A 16110-nucleotide genomic window follows, 5' to 3' on the forward strand; every position below is an offset into this window, starting at 1 on the left:
TGAACAATCACTAATGGCAAAAAACTATGAAAGGAATAATTTTAGCAGGTGGCTCTGGTACGCGTCTTTATCCGCTGACTTATGCTGTTAGTAAACAACTAATGCCTGTGTACGATAAGCCGATGATTTATTATCCCTTATCCGTATTGATGTTGGCAGGAATTCGAGAAATTTTAATCATCTCTACTCCTAACGATCTACCTTTATTCGCAAAACTCTTAAAAGATGGAAGTCAGTGGGGCTTAAAGTTTAGCTACATTGAACAACCACAGCCAGAAGGATTAGCACAGGCTTTTATTTTAGGCAAAGATTTTATTGCTAACGAGCCAGTATGTTTAATTTTAGGAGATAACATTTTTTATGGACATGGTTTAACAGAAGTATTGTCTAAGGCTGCAACTCTTAATGAAGGAGGATTAGTTTTTGGCTATCAAATTAAAGATCCTCGTCAATATGGAGTTATTGAATTTGATAGTGATGGACGGGCAATTAGTATAGAAGAAAAACCTTTAGTTCCCAAGTCAAAGTATGCTGTTCCTGGTATCTATTTTTATGATTCTCAAGTAGTAGAAATTGCAGCTAATCTTCAGCCTTCGGCGCGGAATGAACTAGAAATTACTGATTTAAATACAGTTTATTTGCACCAAGGAAAACTGCGAGTGGAAATTTTAGGACGAGGCTATGCTTGGTTAGATACAGGAACCCATGAATCTTTACATCAAGCTGGTAACTTTATTCAAACATTAGAAGAACGCCAAGGTTTAAAAATAGCTTGTATTGAAGAAATTGCTTATAATCAAGGATATATTAACTCATCTCAACTGTATCAATTAGCTGCATCTATGGCTAAGAGTAGCTATGGTCTTTACCTCATGTCTATTTTAGAAAATGAGCCAATTTCCGCAACTATATAACAAACAATAATCTTGATTTTTGAATTCAATAATCAATCAAGAATGAACTGAACAGTAAATGATATAATATCAGTAAATACACTGAATTGTTAAAAATTGTAAGTAGATAATGCAAGTTAAACAAACAGAAATTACTGATTTATTAGTAATTGAACCGCAAGTATTTGGAGATGAACGCGGTTACTTTTATGAAAGTTATAACGAAAAAACTTGGAGAGAAAAGACAGGTATTACCGAGCATTTTGTCCAAGATAATCATTCACGTTCTGCCAATAATATATTGCGTGGTTTGCATTATCAAATTCAGCAGCCTCAAGGAAAACTGGTAAGAGTAGTAGTAGGAGAAGTATTTGATGTTGCTGTAGATTTACGCAAAAGTTCCCCAACTTTTGGTCAATGGATGGGTACGCATTTGAGTGCGGAAAATAAAAGACAACTGTGGATACCAGTAGGTTTTGCACATGGTTTTTTAGTGCTTTCGGAATATGCAGAATTTTTGTATAAAACTACCAATTACTATGCACCCCAACATGAACGTACTCTCTTGTGGAACGATCCGGATTTAGCGATCGCTTGGCCGATAAAAACAGAACCAATCTTATCAGCTAAAGATAAAGCTGGGACAAGACTGCAAGATGCAGAGGTATATGCATGAAAATTCTCTTAACAGGTGTAACCGGACAAGTAGGTTGGGAATTGCAACGTACCCTCATGACTATAGGAGAAGTTATAGCTGTAGGGCGTAATGTTAGTAATCCAAATTTACAAATGGATTTAGCTCAAGTAGATACTATTCGCCATACTATTAGGGAAGTAAAACCAGACTTAATTATCAATCCGGCGGCTTACACAGCTGTAGATAAAGCCGAAACCGAACCGGAATTAGCAATGGCGATTAACGGGATTGCGCCAGGTGCGATCGCCGAAGCTGCTAAGGAAATAGGCGCAGCAATGATACATTATTCTACAGATTATGTATTTGATGGCAATAAAAATACTGCATACACTGAGCAAGATGAACCCAATCCCCAAAATATTTACGGTAAAACTAAACTTGCTGGCGAACAAGCGATCGCATCTGTAGGCGTACCTTATTTAATTTTCCGCACCAGTTGGGTTTACAGCCTGCGGGGTAAAAACTTTTTACTGACTATGCTCAGGCTAGCGCAAGAACGAGAAGAAATTAAAGTAGTTGACGATCAAATTGGCGCACCGACTTGGAGTCGCATGATTGCTGAAGCTACAGCCCAAATTGTAGCGCAAGCTCCAGGGAATATCTCTGATTTTTTAGCAGATCGGGGTGGATTATATCATTTAACAGCTAGCGGTCAGACAAGCTGGTATGGATTCGCCAAAGCAATTTTTGAGCTTGATGAGAAAAAGAGCGATCGTAAATTGCAAAATTTGACTGCGATTACCTCTAAAGAATACCCTACACCAGCCAGCAGACCAGCTTATTCTTTATTAAACGACCAAAAATTATCGCAAAGCTTTGGGTTAATCTTACCCGATTGGGTAAGGAATTTAGAATTGGTAATGGGGAAAAATAATTATGGTTAAAATTATATAATTACACCCGCCTATTCCGATGAAAAAATGTGAATAAAACCAAAACTCTGCAAGCTCAGCACAGTTGAATGCAGTCAACAACAATATCAAATCAGGTAATATTATTGTTGTTATAACTTAAAGCTAGGTTCTATCATATACTCTGGTCTTTGAACACCAAAATAATTAAGTATGGCAGGAGCGTATTCAAGATAATTAATAGTTGTGCTATTAGCAGAGCTAGTTTTACTATTAAAAATTATCAAACTCCCTTTAGGATAGTGACATCCAGAGTGATGATCTTCAATATTAAACTTAACAAAACCTAGTTGAGAATAAGTAAAATGCTGCCCTTTTACACCATACAAAGTAGCATTATGTTCTAAATAGGTTGTAAGAGTAATAATATTTCTATTTAAATCTACTTTCAGGTTGATATTCTCCAAAAATTTGCTGCAATCTTGAATTTCTGAAAAACACTTTTCAGCATCTTGAGAACTGGAAAACTCCAAAGAATACTGAGGAACCATCCCAGCTTCCACCTTATATTGAAAACTGCTAGTTGTCAGTTTGTCTACAAGTTTTCTAGCATCCTCTAGCCTGAAATCATGACTGCTCAGCTTTTGTACTCCCTCTGGCAATGTTATATTCGCATGTTGTCCCATACTACTCACAATAACTAAGATACTGTTAGTATTTTGAGTAAATTCAATTAGCTGATGCAAGTAGTAGTCCAATATATCAAGCGACTCAATAATTTCATTCGAGTATTTATTCACCCACTCTTGTTCATAAGCTTTTAAAGGATAATCATTCGGAAAAAGTGCATACCAATAGCGATGCATATTTGCTGCAACGTGATTAGTGAACAATATTGCTAAATCAGGCTTATGTTTTTGTAGCTGATGCATGAACATGTCAGCTATTAGCGGAAATTGTAAATTTCTTAATCTTTCTTTATTAACCTGCTTCAACAATATTTTTGACACTAAGCTAACAGCATCAAATATTGTTTTTAACCCTATTCCGTATCTTGGTAAATTCAATATAGTAGCTAATAATTCTTGAAGCGGTGCTTTTAGAGTAGATACTCGAGAGTTCTGGGATGTTGCTTTCAGATTTAACTGTTGAAATGTTTGATAATAGCTAGGTTTAGTAAAGGCATCCACCGCAAAAGAATCAGGAATCACAAATTTATAACTATCATTCTCTGCGTATGATGATGCTGGAGAAGAATGCAGCGTATTCACTAATCCAACTTTAAATGCATTTTCTGCCAGCACTTTCCAATATAATGGGAATTCTTGGGGTTTAGGGTCGTTATACCAATGAATTTTATGTAATGCATAAGGTGAGCCAGTATTGCATGAAGCCCATGTTTGAGATGGATATAGAAAAGACTCATCAACATCCTGAGCTAAAGTTTCTAACACTAGAGAATTCTCTAGTAAATATGATATAGAGGAATTTAATTTTATTGATTGATAATATTTGAATAATTTCAGAGGAATTTCGTTAGCTTCAACAACAATAACTTTTTGAATCATTTACTTAATCTCACTATCTTTGAAAATTAAATCAAAACAATTTCCATCCATGTTTATTAAAAAAATAAAATGCTGACTGGATATTAATTAGTGTTAGTTTAAATGATTTATATGAGCCTTTAGCCCAATGGTGAACAATATGAACATACGGATAAAATACAGTGCGATATTTTTTCGCCATCCTCAAAGTGATATCAGCATCTTCCAGATACATGAATATATTTTCGTCAAAGTAGCCAATTTCATCCAAATATTTTCTCCGGAAGAACATAAAGCAACCGGAAAGATATGTAACATTCATTACTTCCTTATACCCAGTTTCTCGCATTTCATAACGAGCTAAATAATTCTTCATTAGAAACTGAAATGTTTGAGGTATGAATCGCCTAGCAAAAAGTAAAAATAAACTAGGATAATTTTTACAAAGATATTGTATTTCTCCGGAAGGATAATAAATTTTTGGTGATATCAAACCAATATCTTGGTTATGCTCAAGATATTTAATTAATTCTGGAATTACATTATTTTCAAAGAAAACATCTGGATTGAGTACTAAATGGTAGTCCGAATCGGGTAGTAAACTTAATGCTACATTATGAGCTTTACCAAATCCCAAATTATTACCATTATTATAATGATAGTCAACGTTATTCAGATTATAAAAAATATTTTTTAAATCTGGTGAAGGTGAATTATCTATTACATATAGCTTCACTTCAATACTGGTATTTAAAAGTGAATTTACGGCATCTTTAATCATTTCAGGATTATTCTTGTACACCACTAGAGATGCCGTAAGAGTTATTTTATTTTTCATCATCTTTACTCTTTAACTATCAATTTGTTGTCTCATTAAACAATGAACTTTTGGCAGAAAAATCAGTAATAAAAGTTTAGATATTGAGTATACAATGAAGAAACTCATTGTCATTAAATTTATTTTTTTCTCTTGCCATAATTGGTAATAATTTTTCAAGTCACCTAGCCTCATATTTATTTTATTACTACTGAGACTTTGGTAATCATTAGATTTAAATACATAAACTAAAGGCAGCTTGATTATAGAAACAGAATGATTATTGAAACAAATTTGCGCCCACAAAAGATAATCTTCACAATAATGTTTTCTCGGTTGAAATCTATAACTAATATTCTTCTTGATAAGAACAGATGGAGTCACAAAAGGATTACTAAATAAAACTTGATTTTTTGTGATGGAGTGTAATTTAACTTCATCAATATTTAAGGAATCAAAACAGCATTCTTCAGTACTAAATGTCCGATAAATATGTCCACATACTGACACATGGGGGTTTTGAATCATCAAGGAATACTGTATTGCTATTTTTTCTGGGTGCCAAACATCATCAGCATCTAGAAAAGCAATATAATCTCCTCTTGCTATATCCCAACCTAAATTTCTAGCAATGCTCGGGCCACTGTTCGCTGGATTTTTCAAAATTTGAATTGACAAATCTTGGTTTTGAGATCTATAGGTTTCAATAGTTTTGATAGTTCTATCACTACTACAATCGTCTATACAAATTACCTCAAGAACTTGACAAATCTGATTTTTCACTGAATTCAGTGCTCTGATAATAGTTTTTTCTGAGTTGAAACAAGGGATAATCACTGAAACTGGAACTTTGAGCATATAATAAATAGACAAAAATCACAAAGGTTGGCCAACCTGTTAGATAGTAAAAATTAAATCCATACAAAAAGATTGATAAAGCTGCTGATTCATTATATCTGCCAAGTTTATGAATAAAGTAAATATATACAAATATGCCGTATAAACCAAAATTAACAGCAAGCGAAGAAATATTAGAATAACTTCTAATAACTGCTACACTATCTACATCACTTAAAGTAGTTCCATAAATACCAGTGAGTATTTCAATTAAATTACTGGAACTTGTAAACTCTTTTAAACCCGAATACCTATCGCTGAAAGTTTGATATAAATAATCAGGTACGTAGGCATCAAGAAAATACTTAACAAATAATATTTGAATTAAAACAATTAACATTGTATATATTAAAAGACTATATTTAGTTTTAAATAAAAATCGAAAGCAATAAAATCCCAGCAGTCCAATGACAGCATAAAGTGAAACTAAAGAAAAACTTAAAATATAACCAAGCACACAAACCAATTTTATAAAAATTCTTTTTGTGATAAAGAAATAAACACCTACGGTAAAAGCAAAATATGAAGGTTCCCTAGTGAAAGACGCTACTCGCAAGATCCCACCACGTAAATCGAAAGCCGCACCTAATTCTTCTTTACCTGTTCCTATCACTTCATGTAACCAAGTAACGTAACCCAGATTCCCAACTAGAAAGCTTACATATTGGGAGAGTCCAAACAAAACCAAAATAATTACAGATATGTCAATTATGTTGAGAAGTTTGTCTTTATCGAAGAAACTATTTAGATAGAGAAAATAAGTAATCATAATCCCTAACTTAACTACGTCAGCAATTAAGTAAAATTTGCTAGCTAGAGCAAAGACATAAACAGGTATGATGATGATGATAATTTTGGTTATATATTTAGGATAATATGCCTTAAATATATATAGAGGAATTAAAAGATATGAAGGATAAAATGACACTCCCAGAATGTCAACTGAAAATAGAGTCCAAAACGAGAATAATGCTAAAATTTGATGCATTGCCTAATCCAATATTTTGTTATTAATAGAAGATAGCTTAAAAAAGCTAAGAATTTGTTGCTACCTAACTCGGTAGCAGCCTTAAAAACTTCTTTTCTAGTTTCATAATAAAAAAAGTTTGATACTCCCTCTGTTCTGACAATGGTGATTGCTTGACTTAAGGGTTTTCCTATAATATTGTTTCTTGTTAATCGTAGAAATAAGTGATAATCCATACAGTACTTATATTGCTTAGAAAATAAAAATTCTTCTAAAATTTTTTTCTTCATAAAGACAGTTGGGTGGTGGATATGAGGCATATAAAAATTAATTTTTTTTACATAATCAACATCAGCATTAACAACTGAGATAATTTTATCTGAGATATAAAAGCATTTTCCGAAGCAGAAAGTTTGGAGATTATTCGCAAATTCTTTTACTATTGTGTTGACGGTTGAGGTTTGAAAATAAAGATCGTCGCTACTGAGTATACCTATAATGTCACCAGAACATAAACTGATACCCTTATTAAAGGCATCACTTATCCCTTCATCAGGTTCGCTTAGCCAATAATCGATTTTGCTATTATATTTTTTGATAATATCTAGAGTGCCATCGGTTGAGCCTCCATCAATAATGACATACTCGATATGGGGATATGTTTGATTAATAACTGACTGAATTGTCTGTTCTAAATATTTTTCTCCATTTTTTACAACGGTGATTATTGACACTAATGGTGTTAATCCTGAACCATTTTTGGCAACTCCTTTAGTGCGTAAACCACCTCTATCAATAATTTGGTTGTGTTCAAAGTTTTGTGGTTGAAAATTAGGCATAGTCGCCATCATTTCCAAATTTAATTTAGGTAGCACAAAGGGATGTGCCATAGTATAGGGAAGATAGAGATGAGAAATAGTTTGCCAGTAATTTCCTAAAACAAATTGTGGTGGAGTATTTTCAATTTTTTGATTGTCTAACAATTGAATTTCCGAATTGCAAAAATAAATTATTATTTTATGTCTGTTATTATTAACATTAGTGTTATTATTAACATTAGTTAGTAAAGTCTTTTCTGTCCAACCATGATCTATGAGGTTTTGTTGAAAAACGATCGGGTTCCATGCATAACGTATATCAATATCATAAAATTCATTGCTCTCAGTTAAACAGGTGAATGATTCCACACCCTTCCAACCTATTAGATCATCACTTTCATGGGAATCTACATTTACTATTTCAACAAAATGATGAGAAAGGTATAAGCTATTAAGGTATGATAAATAGTGTTGGAATCCTGGTAATGGTTGAGATTGCTCCGAATTTAGGTTATTAATTAAATCTTTCATTTGTCGCAGAATTAATAGCTATATAGATTCAAATCTAGAAAATAACGAATATTATTAATATTTAAAAATTTATATTAATTTCACAATTTAAATATAAATTTTGATTTATTTATCCCTGATAAAAATGCTATCAGCTTGTAAAATTTTTCCATTCTGTGGGTTATAATTTTGTTCAATCGCTCCTGCATAAACAAAGCCATATTTTATTAGTTCATTATATAAATCATTAAATAAAGGTTGCCCTTCATAAAGTGGTTCAAAAGAAGTTTCTATAATTAATAATTTGCACCGCATAATAGTATTTTCAGCCCCACGAATAACTTTATATTCATAACCTTGTACATCTAATTTAATTAGAATATTGTCACCAATTTCAAGACTATTGATAATGTGATCAAGTGTCTCTACTTTTACATTTATATAATTAGTATTTTTTGTATGTGGGTATACTGTTTTATGTAAATCAGTCATCTTCAGAAAAGAGGAAGATGGCGTAAAAGCATTTTTTTCAAATGTCAAATTTCCCGGTTCATCTCCTAAAGCGACATTAAATCCGGTAAAATTTTTACAGTTTGACATAAGAGTCTGCAACTTTTCAAAACATTCAGGTAGCGGCTCAAAGGAATAAATTTTAGCTTTTGATAGGATTTTATTTATCGTTAAAGCAAACTGACCAGTATTTGCACCAATATCAATGACTGTATTTATATTAAGAGAGTGTAACCAAGGTTGATTCAGTTGTAAAAAGGTATTGGGAAGACCACCTCGTTGGCGCAGTCCAAAAAGTTGTGGATTTTCAATATAATTTGCTAGTGAATTAAGACGACGGGTGAATTGGCTGAAAAATGGCATGATATTTTTCTAAGTAAATAGTTTTTCTGAAAAGCCAAAAGAAAAAATAAATGTTTTCTTAAATAAACTCCTAAATAAATCCGGAATATTAGCAATTAACTGAAATTAGACTATTTTTTTTGAAAAATTATAAAAATGTGATCTTTAGTAAATGGACTCCAAGGTTGAATTCCTGATTTTTCGTTAAATTTGGCAATTTTTTGGTATATTTTTGGATTAAACACATATAATCCTATCTTTAGTAGTTGATTCAAATTTTGGAGATACCCCGAAATAGCACGCCTTGATTTATGTTTTTTAATTTCACAAAATATAGTTGTAAAACCATGTTCTTCGGCAAGTTTTTTGAGAGCATTAGTATTCCAAAATATATGATGCTCTACAAATTTTACATACCACCAATTCTCAATACCATATTTTTGAGGCCAATAATTATCAGCATCTCCTGTTTCAATTAAGACATAGCCGTTGTCTTTGACAAGTGATGCAAGATTCTGAAAAACATTTTGAGGTCTATATAGATGTTCCATAATATCGAACATTGTAACTACATCATATTTTTCGCTACTCCATATCAATTGCGGATCATCTATAAAATTCTGAATAAACTCTCCTTTGATATAAGGTTTAATTCCAGGGTACTGAGCTATATCTAGAGCAGATCTTCTACCCTCAATATTAGATAAAGCTTTCAGTAAATTTCCGTGGGAAGCTCCAATATCAAGAATATCAAAAGGTTGATAATTATTGAGCTTTTCGAGAAATTTAGATTCATAAACAAAATCGTATGGTTCAGACCAAATTTTCTTTGACTGTTTGCTAAATAATTCAGATAAAAATGATGATGACGGTACTAAATTCTTGTAATATAGGCGACAATTGCTACATTGTAATATTTCAATTTCTTCCTGGGGGGCATAAATAATTTCATCTCCACATTGATATGATTTTTCTGATAATTTACCGGAATATAATGTGTTTGAAGTACTACATGAAGGGCATTTCGTAACCTTTTGCCATTGTTCCTTTGCTAGCATTTTTGGCTCCATTTGTTTTATTAATATATGATTTGAGTTTAATTGATTCTGAGTTTAGGATATTGAATAAATTTGAACCATGCTAAAAGAAAGATACATTCAATGCTCACAATTAAAATTCTGATGTTAATTAATAAGGGAATGATAAAACCAATAATAGCGCCAATAAATAACCAAATAAATGGTACTAATGTTAAATCTAGTAATTTTCTATAACTTAAACCAATTTTTCGGCTAGCGTAAACTGATAATATAATAGTGATTAAATAACCTGAATTGCCTATAATAGCACCTAAAAGTCCATATTTTATAGATAAAATAAATATTAGTATTAAAGATAAAAGTCCACTACTAATAACAATGAATACATTAAATAAGACTAAATTTAAGGCAAACAATACATAATAACCTACTGCATTGATTGAATATAGTAAGTATATAAGTGCAGAGATTTGAAATACTACAATATATTCTTTATTAAAAGTAGACGGTAACATTAATTGTAAAATTAATGGAGCAATAGTTATGAGAATTACTCCAAGACCAAAGGCAGTAACAACATTGATTAGCAGAGCTTGTTGAATAGATGTTCTCAGTTTACTTAAAGCATTTTGGCTCCCTTCTGCAAACAGAGAACTCACTGATGGAATTAAAGGTTGTATTGTTAATGCAGAAAATGTGTTTATCTGTATTGTTATATTAGTGATAGCTGCATAAACACCAAGTATTTCTGTGTCTAATAGATATCCAACTAGCAAGCGATCAACTTGACTAAATAAAACCGAGCCTATAGAAGCAAACCAAGTCATTAAGCTATAATGCAATATATTTAATCCTTTAGCCTTGTTCCATAAAAGCCGTGGCTTGATATTGGCAGTTAATGACCAGCCTAACCAAATATGAGCAATCAATGCACCTATGCTTAAAAAGGCTTGACATTGCATTAAAGCAAAGCTTTTTCCGCCCAGCCATGCAACTACTAACAAGCCTAAATTACTGAGTACTGACTGGAGTGTAATTAAAAGATTCATGACTCCATAACGTTGATAAGCTTGCTCTATACCCACAATTATTTGCTGTAGTAGTTTAGCCCAAACTACTACCCCAGCAATCTGCAGGACTTGTACAGCGGCTAAACGCTGTTCGCTTCCCAATTTAGGAAATAAACTGACTAAGGTTTGTGCACCGAACCACAGAGCGATCGCTGCTATCGTAGCCAGTATCAGCATTGCCCCAATAGTGACTGTCAAAGTCTGCGATAAACTGACACTATCTTCACGGGCAAGATCTTGTGATACAAAGACGGTTGTTGTTGTTGAAAGACCGGCTTCAGCTAAAGCAACCATTGCGACTACCGCAGAAGTTAGTGTCCAGAGTCCATACTCTTCAACTCCAATTAGACGAATTAATATAGGAATTGTTAGTACAGCTAATCCAATTCTGACTACTCCAGCCGCAGCATTGTAAAAACCATTCTTTAATAACGAATTACTCACTTAAATAATAACCATGTAACAGATAAATATCCTAAAATTTTTTATCAAAGCATCTTTTCCCATATTATTCACTATCAAATTAGTATGGATTTATTTGATGTCAGCAATAACTCTTGACTGCTTAATGACTAAGACAGCTTCGGGCGTAGAGGAAGGAGGGTTTTTGAATTGTTGTACAAATGAGAGAATTATCACTTATCAATTGGGCTGCATATAACTTGGGTTAGCTTTTAAATCTACATTAGACATTCAATCGCAGCATGACAGAATGTAGGCATTGCAAGTTCGTTAAGATCAAAATTCATTAAATCTTAGTTCACCTGAGATGATTAATTACGGATTTTCAGTGTTTTCATATCAACATTACCATTCTTGGAATGTCCATTTTGATGATAATAACCTTTGGAATAGTATCCACCATAGCTGCTCTTAGCAGTAACACCATTAACAACCATTCCCAAAACTCGCTGACCAGACTGTGCTAACAGAGCCTTGATCGCACCAGCAGCTGCCGAGTTAGCTACACCAGGACGCACAACTAGCAATATTCCATCTACTAATTTTCCTAATATTTGGGCATCAGCAACTGCTGTTAAAGGTGGAGCGTCAATAATCACAAAATTATACTCATTAACAGCCTCTTGGAGCAAAGAAACCATCCGTTTTGACTCTAGAAGCGCAGCAGCATTAGGTGGAATTGTACCAGCAGTTACTAAGTCTAAAGTCATCAATGCTTCTTTAGTAGTTGTGGGTAACTCAGCCTGATTTACTAAAATATTACTCAGCCCGATCAGATTTGATTGTTCCCAAATTTTGTGCTGACGAGGGCGACGCATATCTGCATCAATTAACAGTACTTTGCGTCCGCTTTGCGCTGCTGCTACAGCTAAGTTTGCGGCGACAAAAGATTTACCCTCACCTGGAATTGAGCTACTAATTACAATTACTTTCAAGGTTTTATCAGAAATGCTGAAGCCTAAGTTGGCCTGAAGCATTTCAAAAGCTGCGGATTCAGGGGAGTAGGGATTATTCAATACAGGTAATTCTGCTCCTGCTTCATTACTATCACTACTTTTAGGTTTTTCTGCTAAAGGAATAGTGCCTAGTAAAGGATAGTCTAGTAACTGCTTGACTTCTTCAATAGTCTTGAGAGAATTATCTGTAGCTTCTAGGATTAATGCTGTGCCGACACCTAACAAAATTCCCAAAAAACCACCTAGCGCCAGATTTAAAGGAACAATTGGAGAAACTGATTTATCGGGAACTAAGGCATCTGAAATGATCCTCGCATTACCAACATTCTGGTTCTCAATCATTTCAACTTCTTGAAATTGCTTCACCAGTTGTTCATAAGTAACTTTTGCTACTTGCATCTGTCGCTGTAGCTGTAGCTGCTGTTGTTCTAATCTAGGTAGTATATCTAAGCGTTTCTTATTGATTATGTATGCTTGGCGCAATTGTGCAACCCGATTCCCTAATGCCAATCGTTCTACTTCTGACTTGACTAAATCTTCACTTAAGTTTTGTTTGAGTTCTCCTATCTGCAAGTTTTGTTCTGGTATAGGCTCAGAACTACCAAGGGTTTGACCTACTCGTCTTTCGAGCTGGCTTCTTAAGGCTGCTTGTTTTTGCTCTAAATTAATAATTGTAGGGTTATCGTCTGTCAAACGCGTCCGCGCAACAGCTAACTCATCTTGCGCTTTCTGATATTCTTCAAGTACCTGTTGTATTCCAGGCGATTGACTTAAGGTGCTTAGTTCCACTGCCTGCTGGATACTTAAATCCATTTCACGTTGTAGAGCAGTAGAGCGTGTTTTTGCAGCTGCTAATTCTCCTTGAGCGGTGGTAATTTCTTGTTCTAAATCTTTGAGTCCTTCCACTCCAGCTTTTGCTTCTACATCTAAAGCTACTACTCTGTTTTGCTCTTTAAAGCGACGCAGGGCTATTTCGGCTTTTAAAACTCTTTTTTCAATCTCAGGTAGCTGCTTGCTTAAAAATTCCCTTGCTGCTCTAGCCTCGGAACGGTTAGTGCGAACATTACTTTCTAAGTAATAACCCATCAGGGAATTAATGACAGTTGCAGCTTCTTGGGGATTAGTGCTGCGGTAGGAAAGTTGCATCACATCTGTCCCCCGAATAGTCTTGAGCTTCAGCAGTTTGAGAAATTGTTCGATTTTCAGTGGTTTACCAGATTTGTCTTTGAGATTAAGGCTGTTAATAGTTCTTTGGATTATAGGATTTGAACGGATGACCTCAGCTTCTGTATCTACTGGGTTACTGAGGTTGGTTAAACCGCTGAGTTCTCCTACTTGTGAAGACAGACCAGTGAGGGATGAAGCTCCACTCTGTTTGTTAAACAACAGCTTGGCTTGTGATTCGTAAACTGGTTTTTGTATGAAGGTGGCTAATGCTGTTAGTCCAAACACAGAGCTAATCACAACTGCTGTTATTGGCCAACGCCTTTTTAATATCGGCCAGTATTGTTGAAAATTAATCAGGTCACGGTCGTCTTGCTGAGTAGGCATAAATAATGTACCGAAACACCACAAATAATAATTTGGGCTATCACTGCTCTAAGTGCTGACACACAAAGTAATTTTTTCGACAACATCCACTGGGAATGGCTAGTCTTAACTTTCTATCAAAACATTTTCCTGAAATGTTCTGATTCCCAAAATGTCCTGACTATTTTATACTAGTTTTCTGTTCGCTCTTCACTAAAATACTACTTTTGACAAAAATCATTGGTAGAAAGGACAAAATATTTATAAAAATTTAAATATAATATAAGATTAACTTATTATTTGAGCTTAAGCTTGAAGCTTGATGGCAATTAAAAGATTTTTGTTTAGAGTAAATATCCTTTATTGTTGTAAATTTCACTGATTTGGTAATGTATGTTTGACCTAAGTCTTGCTACCTAGGTTATTGATAAATAATACATTGAATCAAAATATACACAATTGTTCACTAGTATTTACTAGTGAACAAGAACTTATATTAAGGTATACATAACAAAAATTACTGTTACTGTGTTAATTTTTTTATGTTCTAAAGTAATAAAATATTATCGCATAAACACTTAAAATCTTCTTAAAATCAAACTAAGTTCATCGAATTTGCCTGTTTTATTACCAATTTTTGGTAATTTAAAGTACATGCTTAAGGTCATGGACTTGAGGGTTAAGCATCTTAAGGCACAAAAAATTTACTACCGACAGATTATTTACCTGAAAATTTAAACGTAGTATAAAATACTTATGTTCAATGTACCATTTAATTGTTACAGGGGAAGCATTCAGTTTCATAAAATCCCCCGCTTCATGCCTGTATTGCTTTTGGTAGGGGATATTTTCGGCTTATTTATCTGTTTAAAAATTACATTTTGGTTACGTATAGGACAACCAGTAGGTTTTGATACAATCGTTTGCGGATTTATACTACTAGTATTGGCAGGGCTTTATTTAGCAGATACTTACCACCCAGATACACAGATAGCAGGGTTACGTGCTCCAGCTCGCATTGTGATTAGTAATTCCATAATTGCTGGCATTACCTCTGCTTTAATTTACCTATCTGGGACTTGGGGACAATACCCTTTTTTAGGGCGAGGAATTTTGCTAGTTAGCTTGGGAATATTTACAATCTGGGCAGTAATATCAAGGTTATTAACGGTTAAGTGGTTGCGATCGCACGCTGAGCAAAGTCTATGGTTAATGCTGGGTGCTGGTGAGAGTGGGATAAAATTTGCACAAATGTTCTTAGAGCAAAACCCCCTAGGGCGCTTAGTGGTTTTAGCAGAAACTAGTAAAGATATTACTGAATTAGCTAAAACAGCATCTAACTTAAGTTATGGAGGTAATATTAAAGACCTAACTGTTTGGAGTCAGTATCCTTGGTCAGGTTTGGTTGTAACCACTCAGATGAGTTTTTCTGAGATCCAGGTGGAGCAGTTGATGCAATTAAGACTGCAAGGTATCCCTATTTATCGGTTACCGGATATTTGCGAAACTTTATGGTACAAACTGCCCTCCTGTTTATTAGAGGATAGCTGGTGGGCTTTTAGTGCTGGTTTTAACTTAGTCTCTAGTGGTATTAGTTTGAAGTTGAAACGCTTGGTAGATCTAATACTGGCAGGGCTGTTATTAATATTTTTATTTCCACTTATGCTATTGGCAATGGTGGCGATTAAGTTGGATAGTCCTGGTTCAGTTTTTTACAGCCAAGTACGTACTGGGCTTTACGGTAAGCCATTTAGGGTTTATAAATTTCGCTCTATGTATAAAGATGCGGAAAAGTGGGGAGCGCAATGGGCTAGTCAAAGAGATCCACGCATTACTAGAGTCGGGTACTTGCTGCGAGTACTGCGCATTGATGAATTACCACAGATTTTTAATGTCCTTAGGGGAGATATGAGTCTGATAGGCCCCAGGCCAGAAAGGCCGGAGTTTGATATCAAGCTAAAAGAATCGATTCCTTACTACGAACTGCGTTATTTAGTGAAACCGGGTATCACAGGGTGGGCCCAGGTACTTTATCCTTATGGTGCTTCGGTTGAGGATGCTTCAGAAAAGCTAGCTTACGACCTTTACTACATTAAGAATTATTCTCTCTGGTTAGATATTGCGATCGCATTTAAAACAATTCGCGTGGTTTTGTTGGGTAAAGGTAGATAAAAATACTAAGTGGGCACCCTTCGACTTCTCT

13 protein-coding genes are annotated in these 16110 nt (G+C 34.2%); 4 read left to right on the forward strand and 9 right to left on the reverse strand.

What is annotated here, in order from left to right; translation table 11 throughout:
* The first annotated feature begins 26 nt into the window (after window positions 1-26).
* From rfbA to rfbD, 3 genes are all read left to right on the forward strand, one after another.
* On the forward strand, window positions 27-914 hold the full coding sequence (gene rfbA, locus H6G41_RS01815) for a glucose-1-phosphate thymidylyltransferase RfbA (RefSeq protein ID WP_190743069.1): 888 nt from the start codon (window positions 27-29) through the stop codon (window positions 912-914).
* Window positions 915-1023: 109 nt separating this feature from the next.
* Window positions 1024-1569, forward strand: coding sequence for a dTDP-4-dehydrorhamnose 3,5-epimerase (gene rfbC / locus H6G41_RS01820; protein ID WP_190743070.1), 546 nt, complete (start codon window positions 1024-1026; stop codon window positions 1567-1569).
* The gene (gene rfbD, locus H6G41_RS01825) at window positions 1566-2474 is read left to right on the forward strand and encodes a dTDP-4-dehydrorhamnose reductase (protein ID WP_190743071.1); all 909 of its coding nucleotides are present in this window, start codon (window positions 1566-1568) and stop codon (window positions 2472-2474) included. The genes rfbC and rfbD overlap by 4 nt, the downstream gene beginning before the upstream one ends.
* 119 nt (window positions 2475-2593) lie before the next feature.
* On the opposite strand, the gene H6G41_RS01830 is transcribed toward rfbD, so the two are convergent.
* The 9 genes from H6G41_RS01830 to H6G41_RS01870 all read right to left on the reverse strand — a co-directional run bounded on the left by H6G41_RS01830 (window position 2594) and on the right by H6G41_RS01870 (window position 13928).
* A complete protein-coding gene (locus H6G41_RS01830; protein WP_190743072.1) occupies window positions 2594-4009 on the reverse strand; it encodes a hypothetical protein in 1416 nt (471 codons plus the stop codon).
* Between the two features lie 31 nt (window positions 4010-4040).
* The gene (locus tag H6G41_RS01835; protein WP_242037781.1) at window positions 4041-4829 is read right to left on the reverse strand and encodes a glycosyltransferase family 2 protein; all 789 of its coding nucleotides are present in this window, start codon (window positions 4827-4829) and stop codon (window positions 4041-4043) included.
* 9 nt (window positions 4830-4838) lie between these two features.
* A complete protein-coding gene (locus H6G41_RS01840; RefSeq protein ID WP_190743073.1) occupies window positions 4839-5663 on the reverse strand; it encodes a glycosyltransferase family 2 protein in 825 nt (274 codons plus the stop codon).
* Window positions 5560-6690: a hypothetical protein gene (locus H6G41_RS01845; RefSeq protein ID WP_190743074.1), complete on the reverse strand. Its 1131-nt coding sequence runs from the start codon at window positions 6688-6690 to the stop codon at window positions 5560-5562. The genes H6G41_RS01840 and H6G41_RS01845 overlap by 104 nt, the downstream gene beginning before the upstream one ends.
* Window positions 6675-8018 carry a glycosyltransferase family 2 protein gene (locus H6G41_RS01850; protein WP_190743075.1) on the reverse strand — a complete coding sequence of 448 codons (1344 nt, stop codon included), beginning with the start codon at window positions 8016-8018 and terminating at the stop codon, window positions 6675-6677. Before H6G41_RS01850 ends, H6G41_RS01845 begins: the two co-directional genes overlap by 16 nt.
* Window positions 8019-8123: 105 nt before the next feature.
* Window positions 8124-8870, reverse strand: coding sequence for an FkbM family methyltransferase (locus H6G41_RS01855; RefSeq protein ID WP_190743077.1), 747 nt, complete (start codon window positions 8868-8870; stop codon window positions 8124-8126).
* A 110-nt stretch (window positions 8871-8980) separates the two neighbouring features.
* Window positions 8981-9919 (reverse strand): class I SAM-dependent methyltransferase, encoded by a 939-nt coding sequence (locus tag H6G41_RS01860; protein WP_190743079.1) that lies wholly within the window; start codon window positions 9917-9919, stop codon window positions 8981-8983.
* 26 nt (window positions 9920-9945) lie between these two features.
* Window positions 9946-11403 carry an oligosaccharide flippase family protein gene (locus tag H6G41_RS01865; RefSeq protein WP_190743081.1) on the reverse strand — a complete coding sequence of 486 codons (1458 nt, stop codon included), beginning with the start codon at window positions 11401-11403 and terminating at the stop codon, window positions 9946-9948.
* Between the two features lie 329 nt (window positions 11404-11732).
* Entirely contained in the window at window positions 11733-13928 is a 2196-nt protein-coding gene (locus H6G41_RS01870; RefSeq protein ID WP_190743083.1) for a polysaccharide biosynthesis tyrosine autokinase, read from the reverse strand.
* A gap of 798 nt (window positions 13929-14726) precedes the next feature.
* Between H6G41_RS01870 and H6G41_RS01875 the strand changes: the two genes are divergently transcribed.
* The gene (locus H6G41_RS01875; protein ID WP_199315988.1) at window positions 14727-16079 is read left to right on the forward strand and encodes a sugar transferase; all 1353 of its coding nucleotides are present in this window, start codon (window positions 14727-14729) and stop codon (window positions 16077-16079) included.
* Window positions 16080-16110: the final 31 nt, after the last annotated feature.

Origin of the sequence: Tolypothrix sp. FACHB-123 (assembly GCF_014697075.1) — a bacterium.
Taxonomy (GTDB): Bacteria; Cyanobacteriota; Cyanobacteriia; order Cyanobacteriales; family Nostocaceae; genus Aulosira.